This is a genomic window from Methanosarcina sp. (genome assembly GCF_049706645.1).
Classification (GTDB): Archaea; Halobacteriota; Methanosarcinia; order Methanosarcinales; family Methanosarcinaceae; genus Methanosarcina.
Genome location: NZ_JBNAKP010000050.1, coordinates 56,706 through 76,844 on the forward strand (window position 1 = coordinate 56,706; position 20,139 = coordinate 76,844).

Annotated in this window: 21 protein-coding genes and 1 pseudogene; 12 read left to right on the forward strand and 10 right to left on the reverse strand. The window is 42.6% G+C overall.

Annotated features, from left to right (window positions below):
* The first annotated feature begins 64 nt into the window (after window positions 1-64).
* Window positions 65-340 carry a DUF3303 domain-containing protein gene (locus ACPK8D_RS15210; protein WP_424718698.1) on the forward strand — a complete coding sequence of 92 codons (276 nt, stop codon included), beginning with the start codon at window positions 65-67 and terminating at the stop codon, window positions 338-340.
* A 116-nt stretch (window positions 341-456) separates the two neighbouring features.
* Here the strand turns inward: ACPK8D_RS15210 and ACPK8D_RS15215 are convergent, their stop codons facing one another.
* The gene (locus tag ACPK8D_RS15215; protein ID WP_424718699.1) at window positions 457-1,887 is read right to left on the reverse strand and encodes an aldehyde dehydrogenase family protein; all 1,431 of its coding nucleotides are present in this window, start codon (window positions 1,885-1,887) and stop codon (window positions 457-459) included.
* 381 nt (window positions 1,888-2,268) lie between these two features.
* Between ACPK8D_RS15215 and ACPK8D_RS15220 the strand changes: the two genes are divergently transcribed.
* The 3 genes from ACPK8D_RS15220 to ACPK8D_RS15230 all read left to right on the forward strand — a co-directional run bounded on the left by ACPK8D_RS15220 (window position 2,269) and on the right by ACPK8D_RS15230 (window position 6,780).
* Window positions 2,269-4,434: a DUF2298 domain-containing protein gene (locus tag ACPK8D_RS15220; RefSeq protein WP_424718700.1), complete on the forward strand. Its 2,166-nt coding sequence runs from the start codon at window positions 2,269-2,271 to the stop codon at window positions 4,432-4,434.
* A 126-nt stretch (window positions 4,435-4,560) separates the two neighbouring features.
* Window positions 4,561-6,285 (forward strand): flippase-like domain-containing protein, encoded by a 1,725-nt coding sequence (locus ACPK8D_RS15225; RefSeq protein WP_424718701.1) that lies wholly within the window; start codon window positions 4,561-4,563, stop codon window positions 6,283-6,285.
* A 138-nt stretch (window positions 6,286-6,423) separates the two neighbouring features.
* The gene (locus tag ACPK8D_RS15230; protein ID WP_424718702.1) at window positions 6,424-6,780 is read left to right on the forward strand and encodes an ArsR/SmtB family transcription factor; all 357 of its coding nucleotides are present in this window, start codon (window positions 6,424-6,426) and stop codon (window positions 6,778-6,780) included.
* A gap of 152 nt (window positions 6,781-6,932) precedes the next feature.
* On the opposite strand, the gene nikR is transcribed toward ACPK8D_RS15230, so the two are convergent.
* Both nikR and ftsA read right to left on the reverse strand, forming a co-directional pair.
* Complete coding sequence (gene nikR / locus ACPK8D_RS15235; RefSeq protein WP_424718703.1) at window positions 6,933-7,355, reverse strand: nickel-responsive transcriptional regulator NikR; 423 nt, start codon at window positions 7,353-7,355, stop codon at window positions 6,933-6,935.
* Window positions 7,356-7,777: 422 nt separating this feature from the next.
* The gene (gene ftsA, locus ACPK8D_RS15240) at window positions 7,778-9,136 is read right to left on the reverse strand and encodes a coenzyme F390 synthetase (protein ID WP_424718704.1); all 1,359 of its coding nucleotides are present in this window, start codon (window positions 9,134-9,136) and stop codon (window positions 7,778-7,780) included.
* 238 nt (window positions 9,137-9,374) lie between these two features.
* Between ftsA and ACPK8D_RS15245 the strand changes: the two are divergent.
* The 3 genes and pseudogenes from ACPK8D_RS15245 to ACPK8D_RS15255 form a co-directional block, all read left to right on the forward strand.
* Window positions 9,375-9,674: pseudogene (locus tag ACPK8D_RS15245) on the forward strand (DUF134 domain-containing protein); the annotation flags it as partial.
* A gap of 241 nt (window positions 9,675-9,915) precedes the next feature.
* A complete protein-coding gene (locus tag ACPK8D_RS15250; RefSeq protein WP_424718705.1) occupies window positions 9,916-10,266 on the forward strand; it encodes a NifB/NifX family molybdenum-iron cluster-binding protein in 351 nt (116 codons plus the stop codon).
* Window positions 10,267-10,298: 32 nt separating this feature from the next.
* Window positions 10,299-10,988, forward strand: coding sequence for a DUF169 domain-containing protein (locus ACPK8D_RS15255; protein ID WP_424718706.1), 690 nt, complete (start codon window positions 10,299-10,301; stop codon window positions 10,986-10,988).
* A 381-nt stretch (window positions 10,989-11,369) separates the two neighbouring features.
* On the opposite strand, the gene ACPK8D_RS15260 is transcribed toward ACPK8D_RS15255, so the two are convergent.
* The 3 genes from ACPK8D_RS15260 to ACPK8D_RS15270 all read right to left on the reverse strand — a co-directional run bounded on the left by ACPK8D_RS15260 (window position 11,370) and on the right by ACPK8D_RS15270 (window position 12,776).
* Complete coding sequence (locus tag ACPK8D_RS15260; RefSeq protein WP_424718707.1) at window positions 11,370-11,765, reverse strand: hypothetical protein; 396 nt, start codon at window positions 11,763-11,765, stop codon at window positions 11,370-11,372.
* Window positions 11,766-11,784: 19 nt separating this feature from the next.
* Window positions 11,785-12,114, reverse strand: coding sequence for a carboxymuconolactone decarboxylase family protein (locus ACPK8D_RS15265; RefSeq protein ID WP_424718708.1), 330 nt, complete (start codon window positions 12,112-12,114; stop codon window positions 11,785-11,787).
* A 65-nt stretch (window positions 12,115-12,179) separates the two neighbouring features.
* Window positions 12,180-12,776 carry a hypothetical protein gene (locus ACPK8D_RS15270; protein ID WP_424718709.1) on the reverse strand — a complete coding sequence of 199 codons (597 nt, stop codon included), beginning with the start codon at window positions 12,774-12,776 and terminating at the stop codon, window positions 12,180-12,182.
* A 498-nt stretch (window positions 12,777-13,274) separates the two neighbouring features.
* Between ACPK8D_RS15270 and ACPK8D_RS15275 the strand changes: the two genes are divergently transcribed.
* The 3 genes from ACPK8D_RS15275 to ACPK8D_RS15285 all read left to right on the forward strand — a co-directional run bounded on the left by ACPK8D_RS15275 (window position 13,275) and on the right by ACPK8D_RS15285 (window position 14,819).
* Window positions 13,275-13,610 carry a PadR family transcriptional regulator gene (locus tag ACPK8D_RS15275; RefSeq protein ID WP_424718710.1) on the forward strand — a complete coding sequence of 112 codons (336 nt, stop codon included), beginning with the start codon at window positions 13,275-13,277 and terminating at the stop codon, window positions 13,608-13,610.
* A 176-nt stretch (window positions 13,611-13,786) separates the two neighbouring features.
* On the forward strand, window positions 13,787-14,125 hold the full coding sequence (locus ACPK8D_RS15280; protein ID WP_424718711.1) for a permease: 339 nt from the start codon (window positions 13,787-13,789) through the stop codon (window positions 14,123-14,125).
* Between the two features lies 1 nt (window position 14,126).
* On the forward strand, window positions 14,127-14,819 hold the full coding sequence (locus ACPK8D_RS15285; RefSeq protein WP_424718712.1) for a permease: 693 nt from the start codon (window positions 14,127-14,129) through the stop codon (window positions 14,817-14,819).
* 11 nt (window positions 14,820-14,830) lie between these two features.
* Here ACPK8D_RS15285 and ACPK8D_RS15290 read toward each other — a convergent pair whose 3' ends face one another.
* Entirely contained in the window at window positions 14,831-15,214 is a 384-nt protein-coding gene (locus ACPK8D_RS15290; protein WP_424718713.1) for a pyrimidine dimer DNA glycosylase/endonuclease V, read from the reverse strand.
* 84 nt (window positions 15,215-15,298) lie between these two features.
* Here ACPK8D_RS15290 and ACPK8D_RS15295 point away from each other — a divergent pair, with 84 nt between their 5' ends.
* Complete coding sequence (locus ACPK8D_RS15295; protein ID WP_424718714.1) at window positions 15,299-16,372, forward strand: hypothetical protein; 1,074 nt, start codon at window positions 15,299-15,301, stop codon at window positions 16,370-16,372.
* Window positions 16,373-16,553: 181 nt separating this feature from the next.
* A complete protein-coding gene (locus tag ACPK8D_RS15300; protein ID WP_424718715.1) occupies window positions 16,554-17,054 on the forward strand; it encodes a peroxiredoxin in 501 nt (166 codons plus the stop codon).
* Window positions 17,055-17,308: 254 nt separating this feature from the next.
* Here the strand turns inward: ACPK8D_RS15300 and ACPK8D_RS15305 are convergent, their stop codons facing one another.
* The 3 genes from ACPK8D_RS15305 to ACPK8D_RS15315 form a co-directional block, all read right to left on the reverse strand.
* Window positions 17,309-17,542, reverse strand: coding sequence for a DUF378 domain-containing protein (locus ACPK8D_RS15305; protein WP_424718716.1), 234 nt, complete (start codon window positions 17,540-17,542; stop codon window positions 17,309-17,311).
* Window positions 17,543-18,105: 563 nt separating this feature from the next.
* Window positions 18,106-18,432: a hypothetical protein gene (locus tag ACPK8D_RS15310; protein WP_424718717.1), complete on the reverse strand. Its 327-nt coding sequence runs from the start codon at window positions 18,430-18,432 to the stop codon at window positions 18,106-18,108.
* Between the two features lie 298 nt (window positions 18,433-18,730).
* Window positions 18,731-20,119 (reverse strand): deoxyribodipyrimidine photo-lyase, encoded by a 1,389-nt coding sequence (locus ACPK8D_RS15315; protein WP_424718718.1) that lies wholly within the window; start codon window positions 20,117-20,119, stop codon window positions 18,731-18,733.
* Between the last annotated feature and the right edge of the window lie 20 nt (window positions 20,120-20,139).

Genomic DNA, 20,139 nt, shown 5'->3' on the forward strand with positions numbered 1-20,139 from the left:
AAAAAAGCTGCCCGGCTTCCGGGAAGGGGTATTGGCAGCGCAGAAATAAGAGGAGTGGTAAAAGATGTTATTCATGGACGTTAGTACCTGGGACCCTTCGAACCGCGATAAGATCCTTGAACACTTTAAGAAACTGGAGATTCCAGACGGAATCGATGTCATTAACCAGTGGATTGACCTTTCCGGAAACCGCTATTATATCCTTTACGAAGCCGAAAGTGCCGAGGCTTACGGAGCTTTCAATCTGCCCTGGTCGGATATCTGCATAATTGACAGCGTGCCTGTTATGGAAGCTTCCGAATTCATGCAGCTTCTGCCAAAGTATAAAAAGAACATGTGATTATTAGCAAGAATTTGAAAAACCGCCGATGAGCTGTATAACTGGCTCATCGAAAAATCTTTATTTCACTGTTCTCAAATACCAGGACTTTCTCATAGCTTATTTCACTCAGTACATCAGGTTTTTATCATTACTGTTTTCAGATCAAGATATTCGGAAAGAGCATCAGGCCCGTTTTCTCTTCCGATCCCGCTCTCCCCTATACCCCCGAAAGGTACCTCAGGGGCGACCTTAAGGTGCTGGTTTAGCCAGATAATTCCTGCATTCAACTCTTCAGACCCTATACGAGCGCGATCAATGTTTTTTGTCCAGATAGATGCCCCAAGTCCATAACAGGTATTGTTTGCTTTTTCAATTGCTTCATCAAGGGTTTTTACCCGGACTACAGGCAGCACAGGGCCGAATACTTCTTCTTTCAAAAGCCTGGATTCCCCGGGTACATCTTCAACAAGCGTGGGCTCGAAGAAATATCCCCTGCTCCAGACATTGCCCTCCGGAACCCTGCCCCCTGTAACTATCCGGCCTTCATCCTTTTCTTCGACGTCTGCGACAAGCTCTTTTATATATTCCCACTGCCTGCGGTTGTTAAGGGGTCCCATATCAATGTTTTCATGCAGCCCGTTTCCAATCCTTAAGTTTCGGATACCTGTTTCAAGCTTTTTTATGAACTCTTCAGCTACGGATTCAAAAACAAACAGTCTCTTTACGGCAGTGCAGGTCTGACCACAATTGTAAAATCTTCCTCTAAGGGCCCCGGCAACTGCGTCTTTAAGGTTAGCGTCATCACAGATCAGCATGGGGTCACTCCCTCCGAGCTCAAGCGTCACCTTTTTCATGCCGCTGGCTGCAAGTTCAGCTACACGTTTTCCGGTCCCGGCTTCTCCGGTAAAGGAAATTCTCTTTACCTTATGGCTCTGAACCAGGGACTCTCCCACAACCTCCCCGGGGCCTGTAACGATATTGATCACACCCGCAGACAGCCCTGCCTCGCTCAGGATAGAAGCCAGGGTGAGGTTAGTCAGAGGAGTATTACTTGCAGGTTTCAGAACAAGCGTGTTCCCGGATATCAGGGCAGGGCCTATCTTCCACGCCATAATAAGAGCAGGCATGTTCCAGGGAATTATGGCTGCACAGACTCCAAGCGGTTTTTTTACGGTAAAAGCATATCCATTTTGAGGGACCGGAATGAAGTCTCCGTGGAAACTGCTTGCAAGCCCGCAATAATACTCAAGGACGTTTGCAAAACCTTCTATCTCGTTTTTAGCTTCGGCAAGAGGTTTTCCCTGTTCCCGGGTAAGCAGGACAGCAAGTTCATCCTTTCTCTGTCTTACAATTCCCGCAGCCCTGTAAAGAATTCCCGCTCTTTGCTGCGGAGATGTGGAAGCCCATCCGCTAAAGGCTGACGATGCAGCTTCAACGGCAATTGCCGCATCATCCTCCGTGCCTCTTGGAACCCGGTCAATAAGCTCACCTGTTGCCGGGTTTATAATATCCAGATACTCGCCACCGCACGCTTCCACAGATTTTCCGCCAATCTGCATTTTCATATTTATCAGTATTCACAAAGATCTATTTTAAGTTAACAAGCTAATGCCCTGGAAATAATAATTTAAAATTCAATGAAAAATAAAATGAGAGTGAGAATGAAATAATTTTTTTATACGATAAAAATATAAACCTATTTACAAAATACATATTATCGACACTTCTGTCAGGTAAATAAAAATTGGGGTAACGGGAATGCCGACTGCGGAAAGTCTTCGAGAGATTTCAATAAGCTCTCGGAACCGGTATTACCTTTCATAACCTCTCGTGCTAATAAGTATATCAGGGCTTCGATACAGATTTTATGCATAGAAAGTGCACTTCAAGAGAGTGGGGCTTTAGTAAGTGCACGGTAAATAACCGATTTTAAAGGGAAGAGAACGGTGTTAGAGTATCTTCACGTAATTTTCTGGTTTGCCTTTATCGAAATTCTGGGCTTGATTTCCTTGCCTCTTGCCGGAATAGCTGGAAACAGGCTTGCTGACAGAGGACATTCTGCAGCCAGGACTCTGGGAATAGTGCTTGTTACATATATGGCCTGGCTGTTTTCGTATATATGGGGTTTCAGCCGAAGCACGATCCTGGTTTCAGTACTTTTGCTTGGCCTTATATCGATAATTTTCTATCGAAAACACGGAATTTTACCGGAAAAGAAGGTGCTGTTATCAAATGAGCTTGTGTTCGCTGCAGGATTCTTTTTTTTCCTGTTTGTACGCATGTATCTTCCTGAGATATACAGGCATGAGAAGTTTATGGATTTTGCTTTTTTGAACGCAGTCATGAGAACTTCTTCTTTTCCTCCGGCAGATCCCTGGTTTGCAGGCGAGTCCCTCGAATTTTATTACTATTTAGGATACCTTTCAGTTGGAGTTCCGGGAAAATTACTTTCTGTCGAACCGTCAATACTCTTCAATCTGGCTATTGCACTCATTTTCGCTCTTTCTTTCAATCTCCTCTTCGGGTTCGGATACAATCTTACTAATGGAAAAATCAAATTCGGAGTGCTTACTGCCTTATCCGTGATCCTGCTCGGAAACTTGCAGGGATTTAAAGAATTCCTGACCCTTTATCTTGTTAAAGAGCCGATTCCAATGGGATACTACTGGAGCAGTTCGCGAGTTATCCCCTATACAATAAATGAGTTTCCGTATTTCAGTTTCATACACGGGGACCTGCATTCCCATGTGATTGCAATTCCCTTCCAGCTGCTGGTACTTGCTTTCCTCCTGAACATATATCTCAGAAAAGACAGCAAACGGGTCTTTGAAAATGTGCCGACCCTTCTTATTTTTTCAATATCCCTTGGCTTTTTATTCCCTTCCAATTCCTGGGATTTCCCGGTATATTTCGGCCTGCTGTGTGCGGTTACTTTTGCATTTTACTACGGGCACTATATCCGCAATAAAAGTTTATCTGGCTCCATTACAGGCTTTTTGGGAACAATTATTCTGGTTTCAATTCTCAGCCTTCTTCCATATTTGCCCTTTTACCTGTCTTTTAAACCGCAGGCAGCAGGTGGATTTGACTTTGTTCCGCCGGAACTTCGAACAACATTCAGGGAATTCCTGATCCTGTTCAGCCTTTTCCTGTTTTTGACCTTTTCATTCCTTATGACCCGCCTAGAATCCAGACGAAAAATAAAGTATTTCATCCTGTGGATAGGAATCTCTGCATTTCTTGCCGGAGAATGGGATATCCCTCTGCTCATAGTCCTTCTCCCGTTATTTGTCCTTTCGCTGTATTCATTCCTGAAAGATCTTCCGGAGAGAAGTAACACAGGATTCGTATCTCTTCTTATAGCAGCAGCTGCGTTTGTAGCACTTTTCTGCGAAGTTGTCTTCCTTGATGACCCCATTTCTGGAAGCTTTGCCCGCATGAATACCGTTTTCAAATTTTACATGCATTTATGGGTTTTCCTTGCTATTGCAGCTTCCTATTCATACTATCAACTTTATTTCCGTTACAGGACCCGGCCCGAAAATAGCTTTCCTTCAAACACGGTTTATGGAAAAAAAGTCTGGATGGTCTCGCTTGTGCTCCTGGTTCTCTCGTGCAGCGTTTTTCCTGTAGTAGCAACCTTTACGAGAATTGAAGATATGAATACAAAACCTGCTCTTGACGGCATGGAATACATGAAAGGGCTGGACAGAGGGGATTACGACGCCATAAGATGGATGCAGGAAAATATCAAAGGAACTCCGGTAATCCTTGAAGCTTCCGCCGATGACAGCAGTTATCGTTATACCTCGCGTGTCTCGGCAAATACCGGGCTCCCAACGATTATTGGCTGGGCAAGGCATGAGCGGTTCTGGGGAAGAGACCATGATGAAATCAGGACAAGACTTGAAGACGTAAATTCCATTTACAGTACCAGCAGTAGAAAAAAAGCTCTTGAGCTCATGGATAAATATAACGTAAGCTATGTTTATATCGGTCAACTTGAAAGGCAGATGTACGATATAAGGACGGATAAGTTCGAGGACGAAACTTATTTTGAACTGGTTTACCAGGACTCAGTCCGGATTTATAAAGTAAAAAATGAATTCTGAGAGTTTTCGGTTCTTTGGGGGAGACCTTAAACTCGGATTCATATAAAAATCAATTTATACAAATCGTAAATTCGCTCCTAATACTGGAATGAAAATAAAGGGGTTTTATCCATTACCAGCGTTTCGGTGGTTTTACCAGCTTATAATGAGGCAGCGAATATCGAAAAGGCTGTCTTTGTTACAGCGGAGACACTTTATAAAATAACTGACCATTTCGAGATCATTATAGCAGAAGACGGCAGCACGGACGGTACGGACCGGATAGCTTCCGATCTTTCGAAACAGTACGCTTATGTTGTCCACCTGCATTCGGATAAACGGCAGGGCCGGGGAAAAGCTCTGAACAGGGCTTTTAAAGCCGCGTCAGGAGAAGTTCTCTGCTACATTGATGTGGACCTCGCAACAGATATGAAATATCTGGAAAAACTGGTCAGGGCTGTGAGCACGGATGGCTATGATTTTGCCACAGGCTCAAGAATGATGCGGGAAAGCGATGCAAGAAGGCCTTTTAAGCGGGAGTTTGCAAGCAGGGGATATAATTTTCTGGTGAGGCTTTTCCTGCGTTCAAAACTCTATGATCACCAGTGTGGTTTTAAGGCTTTCAGGAGAGAAGCTCTTTTTGAACTTCTCGACGAAATTGAGAATGAACACTGGTTCTGGGACACTGAAGTACTTGTAAGAGCCCAGCACAGAGGATACAGAGTAGCAGAATTTCCGGTTTACTGGAGGCATGGAGGGTCAAGCAAAGTTAACATGGCAAAAGATGTCAAAGGAATGGGATCCGAGATATTCCGGCTCTGGCGGGAACTCTCATTCCCGCCTGTCGTTTCAGGAAAAGGGAAAGTCTTTCTTACAGCCGCCCTTGCAATCCTGATCCTTGCGTTTGTTGCAACCTTTCTGGGCGCATCCGATATTCTGGAAAATGTGAAGCATGCATCCTTCAGGACTCTGGTACTCGCCTCGCTGGTATACTGCATCTCCTGGCCTTTAAGGGGAATGCGCTTCCAGCAGATCCTTAAAAGACTCGGAAACCAGTACGGGCTTGGATTTCTCACAGGCAGTATTTTCATCAGCCAGTCTGCAAATGTAATTCTTCCGGCACGCATAGGAGACCTGAGCAGGATGTATATCCTGAAAAAAAGCAAAGACCTTGCCCTTACAACAAGCTTCTCCTCGCTGACCGTAGAAAGAGTTTTTGATATAGTTGCAATTACTTCTATAGCAATACTTGCGTCTTCAGGCGCTGCATCCCGTTTTGAGCTTGCTCCATGGATGAATTCTATGATAAAGCTGTCCGGGCTTGCAGTAGTGCTTTTCTTTTTGATTCTTTTTATTGTGTCTTTCCGGGAAGGCCGCACTAAAAAGGTATTGAAAAAGAAAAATTCCCAAAACGGGCTCTCTGGCAGGATAAGGGGCTTTGCATCCACATTTCTCCACCAGATGAGTGTTATTGCCGTACGTCCGGGCGCGTTTCTGGCAGTGTCCGCATCTTCGCTTCTTATATGGGGAATAGATATATTTACCTGCTTCCTGGTTCTCAAATCTTTTCCGACAGTCGGAGTAAGTATCTCATCGACATACATGATATCCCTGATTTTCCTGGCTGTGGCTCTTGGAAATATTGCAAAAATCTTTCCTGTAACACCTGGAGCCATAGGAACGTATGAAGTTGCCCTTACTGCAGTCTTCGCGCTTGGGGGGATCAGACCGGAGATAGGGTTTACGGTTGCCGTACTTGATCATATTATAAAGAACTCAATTACTTTGATCGGAGGCGGTTTAGCCCTTTCGGAACTCGGGCTCAGGTGGAGAGAGGTGCTTTGCACGGATAAGGATGTTTTGAAAGGATAAAACGGGATAATTCAGGATAACGTAAAATAAACCTGATATTTTTAAGCAGGAAATTCGATGAGATAACTGGAAGCTTTAATACGAAGAATTAAAGTAATAACCACATGCTTTATTCGAACGGATGGTCAAGTGGAAGAAATGTCTGAGAAAAAAATAGTAGAAGTAAAGGATGCATATTGTCTTCCGGAAGACGTGCTTGATGCCGTGCATACGGCAATGAATGAAGATGTGGGAGAAATCGTCAGCCTGTTCAAGGTGCTTGCAGATCCGACCCGTCTCAGGATTCTCAAAGCTCTTGAAGTTCAGAGCCTCTGTGTCTGTGTCCTTGTAGAGTGCACGGACCAGAAGCACTCAGCTCTTTCTTATCACCTTAAGCTGTTAAAAGAAGCAGGCATAGTGGACTCACGAAGAGAGCGCAGTTTCCAGATTTACGACCTCACGGAATTCGGGAGCCTGCTCCTGAAGCACATTGAAAAGCATTTTGAAAAAACTTAAACTTGAGACGAGAGGGATTTTTTTCTCTCTGGAATTTTACTTCTCCTCACCTCTTTCTTCTTTAGGACTCTTCCCCCTATGGAACTCTTTACTCTTATTCAGTCCGGCTTTACTTACCGCTTCGATCACTAATCCTGCCCTGCCAGAAAAGGTCAGATCTTTTCATTTGATGCTACAGTGGTAAGCTTTGAAAACTTTACCCCTTTGAGGGACATTATAGCTTCGGCAAGTTCCTTAATCTCCTCTCCGTCTCCATCCAGAACGACTACTTCGAAGCAATTGTCATGGTCAAGATGGATATGTACCGAGGATTTTATCAGGTGAGAGTAGTGGTGCTGGATATCGGCAAGAGCATTTGAAAGCCCCCTTTTCGTATGGTCGTAAATAACTGCAACCGTTCCGACACGGTGACCTTTAATATCACCCATCCATTCGTAATAGGAAATATAACTCCTGATGGCGTCCCTTATGCCTTCCGAACGGGAAGAATATCCTCTTTTTTCTATAATCTCATCAAATTTACCCAGAAGGGTATCGGGAAGGGAAACCCCTATCCTCATAAGTTCTGTTTCCATCGTATCACCAGGTAATCTTGGATTTGTCTACAAGATAATACTTTAACATATTGTAAGTAACACTATATATGTTTTTTTCACTTAGCCACTAATATAAAAGAGTTGATTAATAGATATTAAATCTTCAGTAATATTAATCTTTGGGAATGATTTACATTTGCCACCGTGAAAATAGATAGGCTCTTTTACTGAAGAGAAATAATATAAAAATATAATAAAAGGTGAAAAGAAAGCCTTAACCAGCTTTTTTTTTAACAAGACTTTCCGAAAATTGTACTGAACACACCCGAATGGCATGAATACGGTTTCCCGGCATAAACACGCTTTCCATAGTGACATAGTCTTCCCGCTTAAAACATTTTCCCAGCACGAGCACATTTTTCCGACAAGAATATAATTTGTCACTCTGCATCTTTACGCTTTTATCGCCTGTCAACAAGCCTTTTAGGCCTGCCTTTTATCCTGTTTAACTCGAGCCCCATAGGATCTGCGAAGTTGAATACGATTTTAAAAGTGCCTTCGGAATAAGCCCTGGAAAGTGGAGGCTTATACCTGAGAAAAGCACGGACAAAATTCTCTTCTATAAGATCTCGGTCGCACATGTCAGGGTTTTCACATTCCATACTGACCCGCAGCACGGTTTCTCCCTCGTCCTCTTCGCCGTAAAGGAAAGCCTCATATTCTCCTGTCAGGTAGTCCATATTTTCACGCTGGAAAACGCCCCTTTCTACATCTACGCGGTTAAAGGGAGCTCCTTCTACCCACACCGTTTCGGCCTCCCGTTGAGGAGTCATGATTTTCATGTGAGTTCTTCCGCAGGGGCATTGTTTACGCGTGAGCACTACAGTTGTATCTTCGGTATCATAGTTTAAAAGAAGGTTACCTGCTTTTGCTCCAACAGGCAACAGCGTGCTCAGGATGACTCTTCCGCATTCTCCGTCAGGTACGTAGTTCTCGATATGAGGATCGTAAATGTCAAGGTGGACAAAATCTTCAGGTACGTGCAGCCCAGATACCTCGTTACACTCCCCGCACATCGTGCCTTCCGTGCTCCCATACGTATTATACACAGGACAACCCCAGATTTCGGAAAGGTAATTCCTGGACTCGTCAGCAAAGGCTTCCCCTCCCACAACCAGTTTATCTATGCCTGATTCCTGAGGGTCAGTCCCCTCTGCCCGTATCCTTCTGGCGAGGTTCAGGAGTTTGAATACGCTGCCTACTATGCCTGTAGGTCTGTAGGCTTCGATAACACGCAGAGGAAATGTGCATTTGCCCTCAGGGATAATGCTCATGCCAAGCTGCCTGGCCGCAAGGGTCATGGTATTTGCCCCTACATTCATTCCGTAAGAAGCACAGACAACAACCCTGTCTCCCTGGCCAAAACCCTGCGACCTGAAAATCCGGGCGTATTTTTCCGAGTATCGTTCCCAGTCTTCCCATGTAAGAAAAAAGCTTTTAGGAGTCCCGCTGGTTCCACTGGTCTCATGAACTGTGAAAACATCCTCCCAGCCCACACTCCTGAACATAAATTCCCTAACCTCGGGAGGCTGGTTTTCACGGATCGTTTTTCCCGAGATTATGGGAAGATCCAGAAGGTCTTCATGGGTTTTAATCTCAGCCGGGTCTACACCCTGCTTTTCAAACCATTTTCTGTAAAAGGGAGAATTTTCTGCCGCATATTTTACCGTGTACCGTACTCTTTCCTCTATGAGAGCATCAAGCTCTCCCCGGCCCATGGTTTCTATTTCCGGGTTGAAATAAGGTTCTGAACTGCCCATACAAAACACCGCCACTGAGAGTATTAAAACACACAAAAAGCCTGTTATTTATTGGTTTTAAATATGAAACATTTTTGGGCAAATAGAAGGCTTTAAACTTTTTTCCACAGCTGTTAAAAGAAATTTCACAGCGCATATCTTCGATCAAAGTAATCATCAAAGACTTAACTAAAACTGACATACAAAAATATTTCAAGGCGGGCTATTGAATTGGCAAGTTATATATAATACATCGCATATGGGTAATTTGATGGTTAATAGAGTTAAGCGCAGGGTATCATGCTTTCCAAAGGCCACATACTATAAGCCCAGGGAAGTTCCTCTCTGCGATCTCGAAATTATCAACTTGTCCATAGAAGAACTTGAGGCTATCCGCCTTTGCGATCTCCTTCATATAGAGCAAAACGAGGCCGCGGATATGATGGGCATCTCCAGAAAAACCTTCTGGAACGACTTGCAAAAAGCCCGACAGAAAGTGGTTGACGCCCTTGTCAACGGCAAGGGAATAGAGATCTCCGGAGGAGAATATGTGAATAGCGGCGAGTGCAGGGTCGAGTTCCATTGTAAAGAATGTGAGCATTCATGGGAGTTACCGAATAATGAAGGACGCCCCATAAGCTGTCCGATGTGCGGTGCCGGGGAAATCTACCGAATCGGTGGCGATGGAAGAGGAAAGAGGTTCATTGAGAACAGTTACTGCTGCCCCAAAAGCAAGGGAAAAATGGCAGTCAACGCTAAAACAGGATGTGTAGAAAATGACAAAAATTGCTATACCATCGATGAGTGACAGTGGACTGGAATCTGATGTTTGTGTCCACTTTGGCTCGTGCGAATACTTTACCATTGTAGATGTACAGGACAAAGTTATTGCGGGCATTGAGGCGATAAGCAATCTGCCTCCTGATGGCGGACATAACTGTATTGCCCCTTCAATAATCCTGAAATCACATAATATTGACACTGTACTCGTCTCGGGCATAGGAGGAATGCCATTAATGGCATTGATGGAAAAAAAGATTAAGGTATTTGCAGGAGCAATGGGCAAGGTATCCGATGCGGTTCAGGATTACAACAGCGGGTTGCTGCAGGAGCTGTCTACTAACGGGACTTGCAGCTGCTCTCATCACTAAAATGAGCGGTATTGAGAACTGGAATTGAGAAAATGGATATAAAAGAGATAAATAAATATGGACAGGAAATGGTAGAGTGCCTGAAACTCACGACATCTCCTGTTGCAGTAAAATTGATTCCGAAAGGAGGAGAAATTCCTGAAGGAATTAAAAAAGTAGATGAGGCAATGAGACACTGCCAGCTGGTTGACAGATTGAGAAGGACTGGCGAGGAGTTTTATACCCAGATCGACGACCAGATGTGCAAAGGCGGAGCCGGTGCAATGGGTCTTGGTGAAATGCCCCCGAAAGTCGCAAGCGGGGAATTCTATTTTAAAGGACTCAAACAATTCAGCACCCAGGGCGCTGCAAGGCGTACCCTTGAAATGGTTTCCAAGCTCCCTCCACACTTAACCGAAGCAATCCTATATTCTCCCCTGGAAAAAACCACATTTACTCCGGATGTCGTTGTGATTATCTGCACCCCAAGACAGGTTATGCTACTTACACAGGCCATGATGTATAAAACGGGCGGCAGGATTGAATCCAGCTTTGCAGGAAAGCAAAGCCTGTGCTCGGACGGCGTTGTAAAGGTATATAAAGAGGGCAAAATCGGAGTCACAGTCGGATGCAGCGGCAGCAGGACATATACCAAGATCTCAGACGAAGAAATGATCATGGGAATTCCTGTCGAACTTCTGGCCGATGTCGCCTCCGGCCTCAAAGAGATCTGTCCTAAATAAATATAAGACCTGAAAAGCGTATAATTCAATTAAATAAAAATCCATTCAAGCTCAAGCCCTTTCATAGTGTTATTAAAGCATAATTTATGAAAGGGCATATAAAAAACAACATTCCCCGCAGCTATTTAGCTTGATAAAAATCAAACTACTGATGTTCATTTTGAACTTTAAAAATAGATAAGAATTTTTTTGGGGAGAGTAAACGAGTAAAAAATGTATGCGGCCACAGAAGGGACATTATAAAAATAGGAATTAAGACTTATTAATATTTATTAGGGAACTTTCTTGCCTGTATACTATCAATTTCGAAACATCTCCGGAAAAGAGTTTACTTCAACTTTAACTGATTCAGGATAAAAAATTAAGTAATTTGGGAGCTTATTAACTCTCAAAAGGCACAAGATATACACCATCTGCCCTTTTTTGTCCTTTTACCAGCTCACAATGCCTCAGGAGAGCAAACTGGTTTTCGGCCTCCAACATGGATATCTCAAACTTTTTTGCGATCTCGTCTTTTGTTGCCCCGCCGCTGGAAACGATGAACTCATAGATGGCTTTCTGCAGTTCAGTCAGACCTTCTGTACCTTCAAGCCCGGCTTCTTCCCTGAAGATTTTCTTGGAACGAACTGCCCACGGGTCACATGCCTGAATTCTATGGTGGCTTTCTATAAAGCAGTCCTCACAGAAAATCTTGCCTTCTCCCTCGATACAATCTTCTTTTTCCAGTTCACACCCACAAACATTACATTTGACAGGATTGATTTTTCCTTCGGTCAATTTATCTCACCTCGTTTCTTCAAACGTTCAGTTCATCCAGAATTTTAAGAACAACTACAGAGCCATAGGCTACTGCAGGCCCACCAGCCATCACTATGGCTGTACTGACAGCCTCCAGGATTTCCTTACGGGTTGCCCCCAGTTTTACAGCTTCAGGAACATGCTTCCAGAGACAGTATTCACAGCGCAGGGATACTGCAATTGCCACCATCATCAGTTCCTTCGTTCTGGCACTTAAAGCTCCGTCTTTAATAACTTCGGAATGAAGCCCGGCAAGTGCATTCATCACTCCAGGAATTTGTCCGGCCATAATTTTTACCTTTTCATCCATATCGATTATTTCTGTCAATGTTTCACTTCCTTAACACACTTAATTTTACAAATAAATTAATTTAACAAATGAATTAAAACGATTTAAGAATCAAAAGGCACCATGTAATTTTCATCTCCCATTTTCCACCACTTCACGAGCTCACAGTGCCTTAATATTGCAAGCTGGTTCCGGGTTTCCTGGGGAGTAAGCCCAAAGAGTTTAGAGATCTTTTCAGGCGTAGCCCCTCCTTCCGTCCGTATAAACTCGTAAAGTTCTTTTTGAAGCTCTGTCAGCCCTTCTGTACCTTCCAGACCATGCTTTTTCCTGAAGAGTTTTTTAGAACGTACGGCCACAGGGTCTGCAAACTTGATTCTCTGGTGCTCTTCCAGATAACAGTCTTCACACATTGCCCGCCCGTTCTCTTTGATATATTCATTTCCTGGTATTTCCTTTCCGCAAGCAGGGCATTTTATAAAATAGGAAATACTTTGATCGAGTTCGCGGTTGCCGGATTTATTCGTTTTTACCAGGCCGTGAAACTCCAGATAACTCACTATTTCATATACTGTTGATCTGGACAATCCATACCTCGTTTTTGCCTTTTTTATAACATCTCGAACGTGGAAACCGCAGTCAATATGAGCTTCTTTTATGCATTCAATTATCCAGATTTCGTCTTCATCCAGTACAAGTTTCATCGCATTCTCCCGAAAGACAGCAAAACCCCGGGTTTCAGGTTTCCCTTTTTACCATATTGCATATCTCAGAATTTTATATTCTCTCCAGGAAGTTTCTCTCTACAAAATTAGAGTTAATATTATATTGAGTCCATCCCAAAACCAAGTTTATTTCTCACATCAATAAGAATCTCAGAACAAATTTCGTAACCGGAAACTCTGTTGGTTATTGGGAATTCGAAATTAGGGGACTCAATTTTGAGTTTTGGGATCAGCTCTTAGATTATCGATATGTATATATATTTAGTTCATAGCATTAAAAGAGTGAATTGAGAAAGACGCAAGGAGATCCCCATTCAAAGCAGAAAGTATTTATAGAAAAACACCTTAGTGTTAAACACATCATGATGTTAAGTTAAGGTAAAAAGGATTAACATAAAATAAATGATTTTAGTAAGGCAAATGGGATTAACGTAAAAATAAAACCTCCAATCCCATGAAAAGAATAAACGTGTCATCATGCCCAGAAACACATACTTCCGACATACACCTGCACTCATACTGCTCTTCCTGGCACAGAAACCAGCTTATGGAGCCCTTTTGTTCAGGAGGCTTGACGAAGAAATGCCTTTCAATCTAATAGATACTCCTGCACTCTACAGGGCACTGAATGATCTGGAAAAAGAAGGAGCAGTTGAGGCTTACTGGGACACTTCCGAACCAGGGCCGGCAAAAAAATGGTATAAAATAACCCAAAAAGGAAAAGAAAAGCTTGGTGAGCTCAAGCAGGATATTGAAAGGAGAAAGAAGAACCTTGACTTTTTTCTGGAAACTTACGAGAAATTGCAAAACTGAAGTCCCAGCATTCCTGCAAATTAAATGGAGGAGATTCTCCTGAATAGTGCATGCCTTTATTTTATAGCTTTTATCTTCCTTACGGTTTCTTACCTTAAGGATAAAAAAAGACAAAAATAGCTCTCTTTAGAGCCTGGAAATCTTTTTCAGGCCTTCTCCCGGAGGTTCTCTCAGTTATGATGTTTGCAGGGATTACCCTGGCAATCCTCAGTCCGGACACCATCTCAAAGCTTATCGGTTCAGAGTCAGGTTTCTTCGGAATCATTCTCTCGCTGACAGCAGGATCCATCGCATTGATTCCGGGTTTTGTTGCCTTCCCGCTTGGAGCTGCCCTTCTAGAAGCAGGAGCAGGGTATGCACAGATTGCAGCCTTTGTTTCTTCACTTATGGCAGTAGGATTCGTAACCTTGCCCCTGGAAATCAAATATTTCAGCAAACGTACGGCAATCCTGAGAAATGCATCCGCACTGGTAATATCTCTGGTTTTTACAATGGTGATCTGGAGGTTAATGTAATATGAATACCGATACGGGTGCTGGAACAGGTGCTGAAGTAAACGCTAGAAATATTAGCATTAATCCTGGGAACCCGGATATGAAACCTGCAGATTCGGGTATGAAATTCAGGAACAAAACTGCCAGATCAGAAAATAAGAGCGTAAAAAGGAGGGTAACTGCTCTGGCAAAAAGGTTCAGGTTTGCCATAGTCTTTGCTTTTGTTATAATAGCCCTGTATTTTACGGACACGGCTCAGGGCATTAAGGCCTTCGAGATATCCTTATCGAACACGAAAGAAATGCTTGGCCTGATTCCTCCTGTCTTTGTCCTCATGGGCTTGCTGGACGCCTGGGTTCCTAAAGAAACCTTTATCAGGTATATGGGGGAAGCCTCGGGCCTTAAAGGAGTACTTACAGCTTTATTTTTAGGGTCTGCTGCCGCAGGCCCACTTTATATAGCCTTTCCCATTGCAGCGCTTCTGATAAAGAAAAAAGCAAAACTTGCGTATGTGTTTTTCTTCCTGGGAGTATGGTCCACTACGAAAATTCCCCTTCTAATGTATGAGTTTTCATACATGGGAGCCAGATTTACGGCAATCCAGATAGCGGTATGCATTCCCCTGTTTCTTCTCCTCTCCCTGATAATCGAAAAAACCTTATCTGCAGAAGACAGGGAATCCCTGTACAGGAAAGCCGAATTCGAGTTCTCCTGAGAGAACCCGACTCAAACCCTGCAATCGCACCCTCTTTCCTTCAGGAGCCGGACCTGTTCTTCATAAGAATCCACAAGCTCGTCCTGAACCGCTTTTCCTGTCGCGAGAGCAGGGTCGAGAGGAGTATGGTGCTTGTAACCTCGTTTTGTCATTTCCTCTACCAGGGCTTCATGCCTCAGGTAGAGAGCTTTCAGCTTTCCCCTCCAGCGCATGGTTTCGGGATGGTGAGCATAGGCTTTCTTGTTATTGGTGATTATAGACCATAGAGCATGTAACTCACGGTGTTCCCCTAGAAGATGCTGCCTGCACATTTTCTCAGGAGGTATATCCCAGATCCTCATAAGACGAATTCCGAGCCCATATGAGAAAGGGTTTTCGGAGGGAAGAGAGTTCACTTAACGCGAAAATTAAGTCTCATGTTCTGTGTCTGATTCTTTGTTCTTATACATATTTACATACTACCTGAGAAAACATAGTCCATGAGACTGTGGGTATTCCGGCGTTCTGCCTTTTTTCTGCTTCTTCTAACTGTCATCTGCTATTTTCTCACTCCTGCGCTTGCCCATGTGCCGGTCTTCGGAGGGGAGGGTAAAAGTCCTGAGACCGCAATCCGGATTGAAGACCCTACCAAATCAAGGGTTCTTTACGGGCAGCTTGATTACGAAGACCTCAGGTACTACAGTTTTAAAATGGAAAAAGGGGAGAGAATAGTACTTGGGATTACCGTTCCCGTTGAGCAGGGAGACCAGGGTTTTATTCCGAACCTGATTCTTATCGGGCCTGGACTTGCGAATGAAGGAAAAATACCCGAGAGACTGGAAGTGCCCGAAGGATCAGGGGCAAAAGTGCTTTCCCATAGCCTGCCTGAGAGTCCCGTATATGAAGGATTCACACCAAGCGCCTTCTACTCACCTGCCCGGCTCGATATGAAAGCTCCGGAAAGCGGGACCTATTACGCTGCGGTAGGTGCGGTACAGGAAGCAGGTGATGTAAAGGAAAAAGATTTGCAGGAAAGAGAAATCCCGAGAGAAGGAAATTATGGGATAATTCTAGGATACAGAGAAACTTTCACCTTGAAGGAATGGATATCCATACCCCTGAGCCAGATAAAGATTTACCGCTGGGAAGGGCAGAGCCTGTTTTTGATCTTTACTCCGCTTGCACTAACTCTTGCAGCCGGGTTTCTGGCAATATTTTTCAGAAGGGAAACTGTATCCAGGTTCAGTCCTGCGCGCATCTCAGGAGTTCTTGCAGGTCTTTTCTTTCTGGGTACAGGAGCGTCATATATTTTCCAGATGCTGTTTTCGTTAAGTAAAAGTTCATATTCCCCAGAGATTTTTATTACTCTAGTTCTAATCTTAGCCAGTATAGGGCTTGGAGTTACTGCAATGGCCTTAAGCCTCAAAGATGAGAATTACGGCACAGGGTCAGCAAGAAAACGGCTTTATTTCTTTGGCCTGGGGATAGCCGGGCTTTTATTCTGGGCAGGGTTGTTTATAGGGTCTCTCCTGGCTTTTGAAGCTGCACTACTGCCCTGGAAGCGGAAAAAATAAACTTAAAACCGGAAAATAATAACTGTAGAATATAATTTAAATGATACGAATAAGTTTATAATTTTTAAATAATTATTAAGTAATTGATATTTTAAAGAGATTTTTAGAGAATTACTGAAACTAGTTTTAAATATCTATTAACTAACCGCGCTAGTACAGCATTTACTTAAGGGGAAAAAATATGGTAAAAACTTCACTGAAAATAGGGCAATTTGCTCCCGATTTTTGCCTGCTCGATCAGGAAGGGAATAAAACATGCCTCGAAGACTTTAGAGGAAAATGGGTAATCCTTTACTTTTATCCGAGAGATAACACGCCAGGGTGCAGCCTTGAGGCAAAGAATTTCAGTTGTTTGAGAGAGGATTTTGAAGCCGAAAATGCAGTGGTTATCGGGGTTAGCAGGGACAGCGTCGAATCTCACCGGCGATTTATCGAGAAGAAAGAAATTAAAGTAAAGCTGCTCTCAGACAAGCAGGCAAATGTCCACAGAACATATGATGTGCTGCACCCAAAGAATTTTAGAGGCAAAGAGATTACAAGCGCAGTAAGGACGACTTTTCTCATAGATCCTGAAGGGGAAATCGCCAGATTATGGGATAATGTTAAAGCCAAAGGGCATGCTGAAAAAGTACTTTCTGAATTGAAGGCTCTGAAAGAAAAGTCAAATGAAAATATGTTATAAAAAAAATATCAGTAAAATTACCTCTATCGAGATTTGTTAAGACCTTTAAAACCCGATATTTAGTTATAATCGAAAAATTAGATTAAAAATGAAGATAAAAGAAATAAGAACAAAAATAAAAAGAACAAAAATGACCCTTCTTAATTTTAGATCCAGCCTTTTGAAAAAAATTAGAGCTGGTTAAGGCCCCTTTCACAGTATTACACCGGAAAGGAGCTTTTACACTGGAAAGAAGCTTTTCCAATCTTTTTTACTTAGTGACGTACCGCGGTCTCACGCTCATGATACGTATCAGATCTTGTAACGAAATAAATCGTATAAAGTGCTGCAAGCCCGACAAGTATGTACACAATTCTCGAAAGAGTACTTCCTTCGCCGAAGAGCGCGGCTACAAGGTTAAAATCAAAGAGCCCTATAAGCCCCCAGTTTAATCCGCCCACTATAACAAGTATAAGTGCAAGCAAGTCTACTGGATTTCTTACTGCCATAGATATCACTCCCTTTTTGTTTTATTCTCCTATTTTTCATAATAGGAAGAAATATAAAAAACCCAATATTAAAATTGGAGGTACTTGTATTTATATATGACCAATATAAAAAATTAGAGCCTTTTAGAGAGAAAAAAATAGAAAATAATAAACTAAACCGTTATTTGGTACAGGAACTTTTTATTTTTCAGGCACTCTTCTAACCGGATATCCTCTAACCGGATATTTTGAGATAATTCAAGCAATTATAGACACACTACTTTCGCTCTAAACAGTTATTTTAGTCCGTATAGAAATAACAAAAACTCCTTCATTTCAAAACTCCTTCATTTCAACTCACTATCTGAAGCATTAGAGAATATAACAGGCCTTTAAATTCTAATTTCTTAACTCTAATTTTTTGTGTAAAAGTCTCCAAAAGTTTTTGTAAAAAGCAGTTTTGGGTTTTAAATGCGGTATTGAAAAAAATATCTGATAAGCCTGTCCTCTAATTGAATTGGGGGCGGGTTTCTCACCTCCCGCCCGGATTAAATAATCTCTTTATGAAAGCCCACTGGTAAGTGTCAGAGAGCACCAAATATACCAGATACTAAATATATAGAGATTACATAAAAAATTAAGTTTACAAATACTTTACCAGCTTTATAGTCAGAATTAGCTTGATACTCGTTTTCATATAGCTCAACATATAATCTATAATCTATTGATTTTCGATTCCAATTATCAACTAATACACAAAATGCTCCTACTAACATAATAAAAAAGCTAGCTTTTGTTGCTAAATTAACAACAACTGGATAACTTTTTATTATTAAGAAAGTAAGTATAACGCCGTCAAGACCTATAAGATACTTGTAGTAATTATCCAAAGAAAAGTAATGCTGATTCATGCTTGTACACCGTATAAAATCTTTTAGTAATATTAAAACATTAAGATAAATATTAATTTAATGCTTTAATGCGAATTTTGTCTACCTGTTGATTGGCAGGTTTGAAGGCCAGTCTATCTAAAGAAATAGATCGTTTTTAAGCTCTGTTTCTGGGAGTAGGCGAAAGACTTCAATTATCTGAGGAAAAACGCAAATCTAAGCCTTAATAAGCTTGTGAACATATCGATAAAAGTTAAAATCTTAGTACACAACATAAACAAAAGAGTTGAATAAGTTATTTGGATAAAATTGAGAATTTCTACAGAGTCGAATATTTTGCAATATATGATTTAACGTCGAACTTTCTTTTACTGCCCTCGTAACTCATGTATCTGATTTTTCCAAAAATTTCCCTCTCCTGCCAGGCGCGGTCATGAACCCCTCCAATGCTCCAGGCGATTCCAGCATACCCATTCGGGTCTCTCCCATCCAGTTCGTATTTGTCATTCAGGTAGATTGCAGTATCGAGGGCTTTTTCGGGCGATTCGCTCCATTCGAGAATCTTCTTTGCCCAGTACATTCGCATATAGCTGTGCATTTTCCCTCTCCTGAGGAGTTCTATCTGGCTGGCATTCCAGAGAGGATCGTATGTCCTTCCTGTTTCCAGTTCTTCCAGTGTAAAGATATGACTTCTTTGATCACGCCTGTGAGAGTTAAGGGTTTTCTTTGCCCATTCAGGAAAACCATCAAAACTATCATAAAAAGGATTATAATAGCAGAAATTGTCGGCAAGCTCTTTACGCACAAGGAGCTCATCGAGAAATACTTCTTTTGATCCCAGGTCAGCTTTTGTATTTTCTACTTTGAGAGCTACCCTTTGAGCCGAGATCTGTCCAAAGTGCAGATAAGGGGAGAGATTGGATAAAGCATCTTTAATGGGGTCATTTCGCAGGGTGGAGTAAGAGTTAAGCTTCTTAGTAAGGAATTCATCCATAACTTTTCGTGCAGCTGTTTCTCCGGCATCGAAAAACGCGGGATCAGGTAAGAAACCGACTTTTTCTTCAAGAAGCTCCTCTGGAAGAAGAGATCCAATTGCGTTTTTTCGAACTTCTGGGAACATTTCCGATTTTCCGGAAATAGCGGAGATTTCAGGAAATTCGGGATTGGCTTCGAGCTCCGGATACTCCGTAAGGAATTCGGGAAGAAGCCTTAAGAGTTTAGGGCGGAAGGTATGAGCAGCATATTCCTGCTTTTTAGAAGCTTCCCAGCAGGGAACGACGTTATGGGCATCCACTTCAAAGAAGGGTACCTTAATGCCTGATGCAACTTTTTCTGTCCACATCCTCTTAATCCGAAGTGGGCTAAAATCAGTAACAAGAGTTCCAATCTTATATCTCTCAATAAAATCTGGAATTTCTCCCCCAGGGTCTCCTCGAAGGAAAAAGAACGGAATTTTTTTCAAGGCAAGAGCAGCTTCAACTTCCTGCAGCCCTTTGAGCATAAACTCGTATTGTCTTCTTATAGCTCCCAGAAATCCATCTACCAGACAAAAGACCACAACTACAGGCACATCGGCTTCCAACGCTATCTTCCGGGCAAAAAGAAGAGCCCAGTTGTTCTCAACCCTCTGGTCACGGCTCATCCAGTAAGCAACCGGCCCGTTGCCTGATTTCCCGGATAGAATGGTCCGAATACGTTCAGGGTTCATAAACGGTTTTGGAGCCCGGA

Bases quoted from the DNA above. Each gene is read 5' to 3' on its own strand.
- ACPK8D_RS15210 (WP_424718698.1), top strand. From the start codon at position 65: ATGTTATTCATGGACGTTAGTACCTGGGACCCTTCGAACCGCGATAAG.
- ACPK8D_RS15215 (WP_424718699.1), bottom strand. From the start codon at position 1,887: ATGAAAATGCAGATTGGCGGAAAATCTGTGGAAGCGTGCGGTGGCGAG.
- ACPK8D_RS15230 (WP_424718702.1), top strand. From the start codon at position 6,424: ATGTCTGAGAAAAAAATAGTAGAAGTAAAGGATGCATATTGTCTTCCG.
- nikR (WP_424718703.1), bottom strand. From the start codon at position 7,355: ATGGAAACAGAACTTATGAGGATAGGGGTTTCCCTTCCCGATACCCTT.
- ftsA (WP_424718704.1), bottom strand. From the start codon at position 9,136: ATGGGCAGTTCAGAACCTTATTTCAACCCGGAAATAGAAACCATGGGC.
- ACPK8D_RS15250 (WP_424718705.1), top strand. From the start codon at position 9,916: ATGAGTGACAGTGGACTGGAATCTGATGTTTGTGTCCACTTTGGCTCG.
- ACPK8D_RS15255 (WP_424718706.1), top strand. From the start codon at position 10,299: ATGGATATAAAAGAGATAAATAAATATGGACAGGAAATGGTAGAGTGC.
- ACPK8D_RS15270 (WP_424718709.1), bottom strand. From the start codon at position 12,776: ATGAAACTTGTACTGGATGAAGACGAAATCTGGATAATTGAATGCATA.
- ACPK8D_RS15275 (WP_424718710.1), top strand. From the start codon at position 13,275: ATGCCCAGAAACACATACTTCCGACATACACCTGCACTCATACTGCTC.
- ACPK8D_RS15280 (WP_424718711.1), top strand. From the start codon at position 13,787: ATGATGTTTGCAGGGATTACCCTGGCAATCCTCAGTCCGGACACCATC.
- ACPK8D_RS15285 (WP_424718712.1), top strand. From the start codon at position 14,127: ATGAATACCGATACGGGTGCTGGAACAGGTGCTGAAGTAAACGCTAGA.
- ACPK8D_RS15295 (WP_424718714.1), top strand. From the start codon at position 15,299: ATGAGACTGTGGGTATTCCGGCGTTCTGCCTTTTTTCTGCTTCTTCTA.
- ACPK8D_RS15300 (WP_424718715.1), top strand. From the start codon at position 16,554: ATGGTAAAAACTTCACTGAAAATAGGGCAATTTGCTCCCGATTTTTGC.
- ACPK8D_RS15305 (WP_424718716.1), bottom strand. From the start codon at position 17,542: ATGGCAGTAAGAAATCCAGTAGACTTGCTTGCACTTATACTTGTTATA.
- ACPK8D_RS15310 (WP_424718717.1), bottom strand. From the start codon at position 18,432: ATGAATCAGCATTACTTTTCTTTGGATAATTACTACAAGTATCTTATA.
- ACPK8D_RS15315 (WP_424718718.1), bottom strand. From the start codon at position 20,119: ATGAACCCTGAACGTATTCGGACCATTCTATCCGGGAAATCAGGCAAC.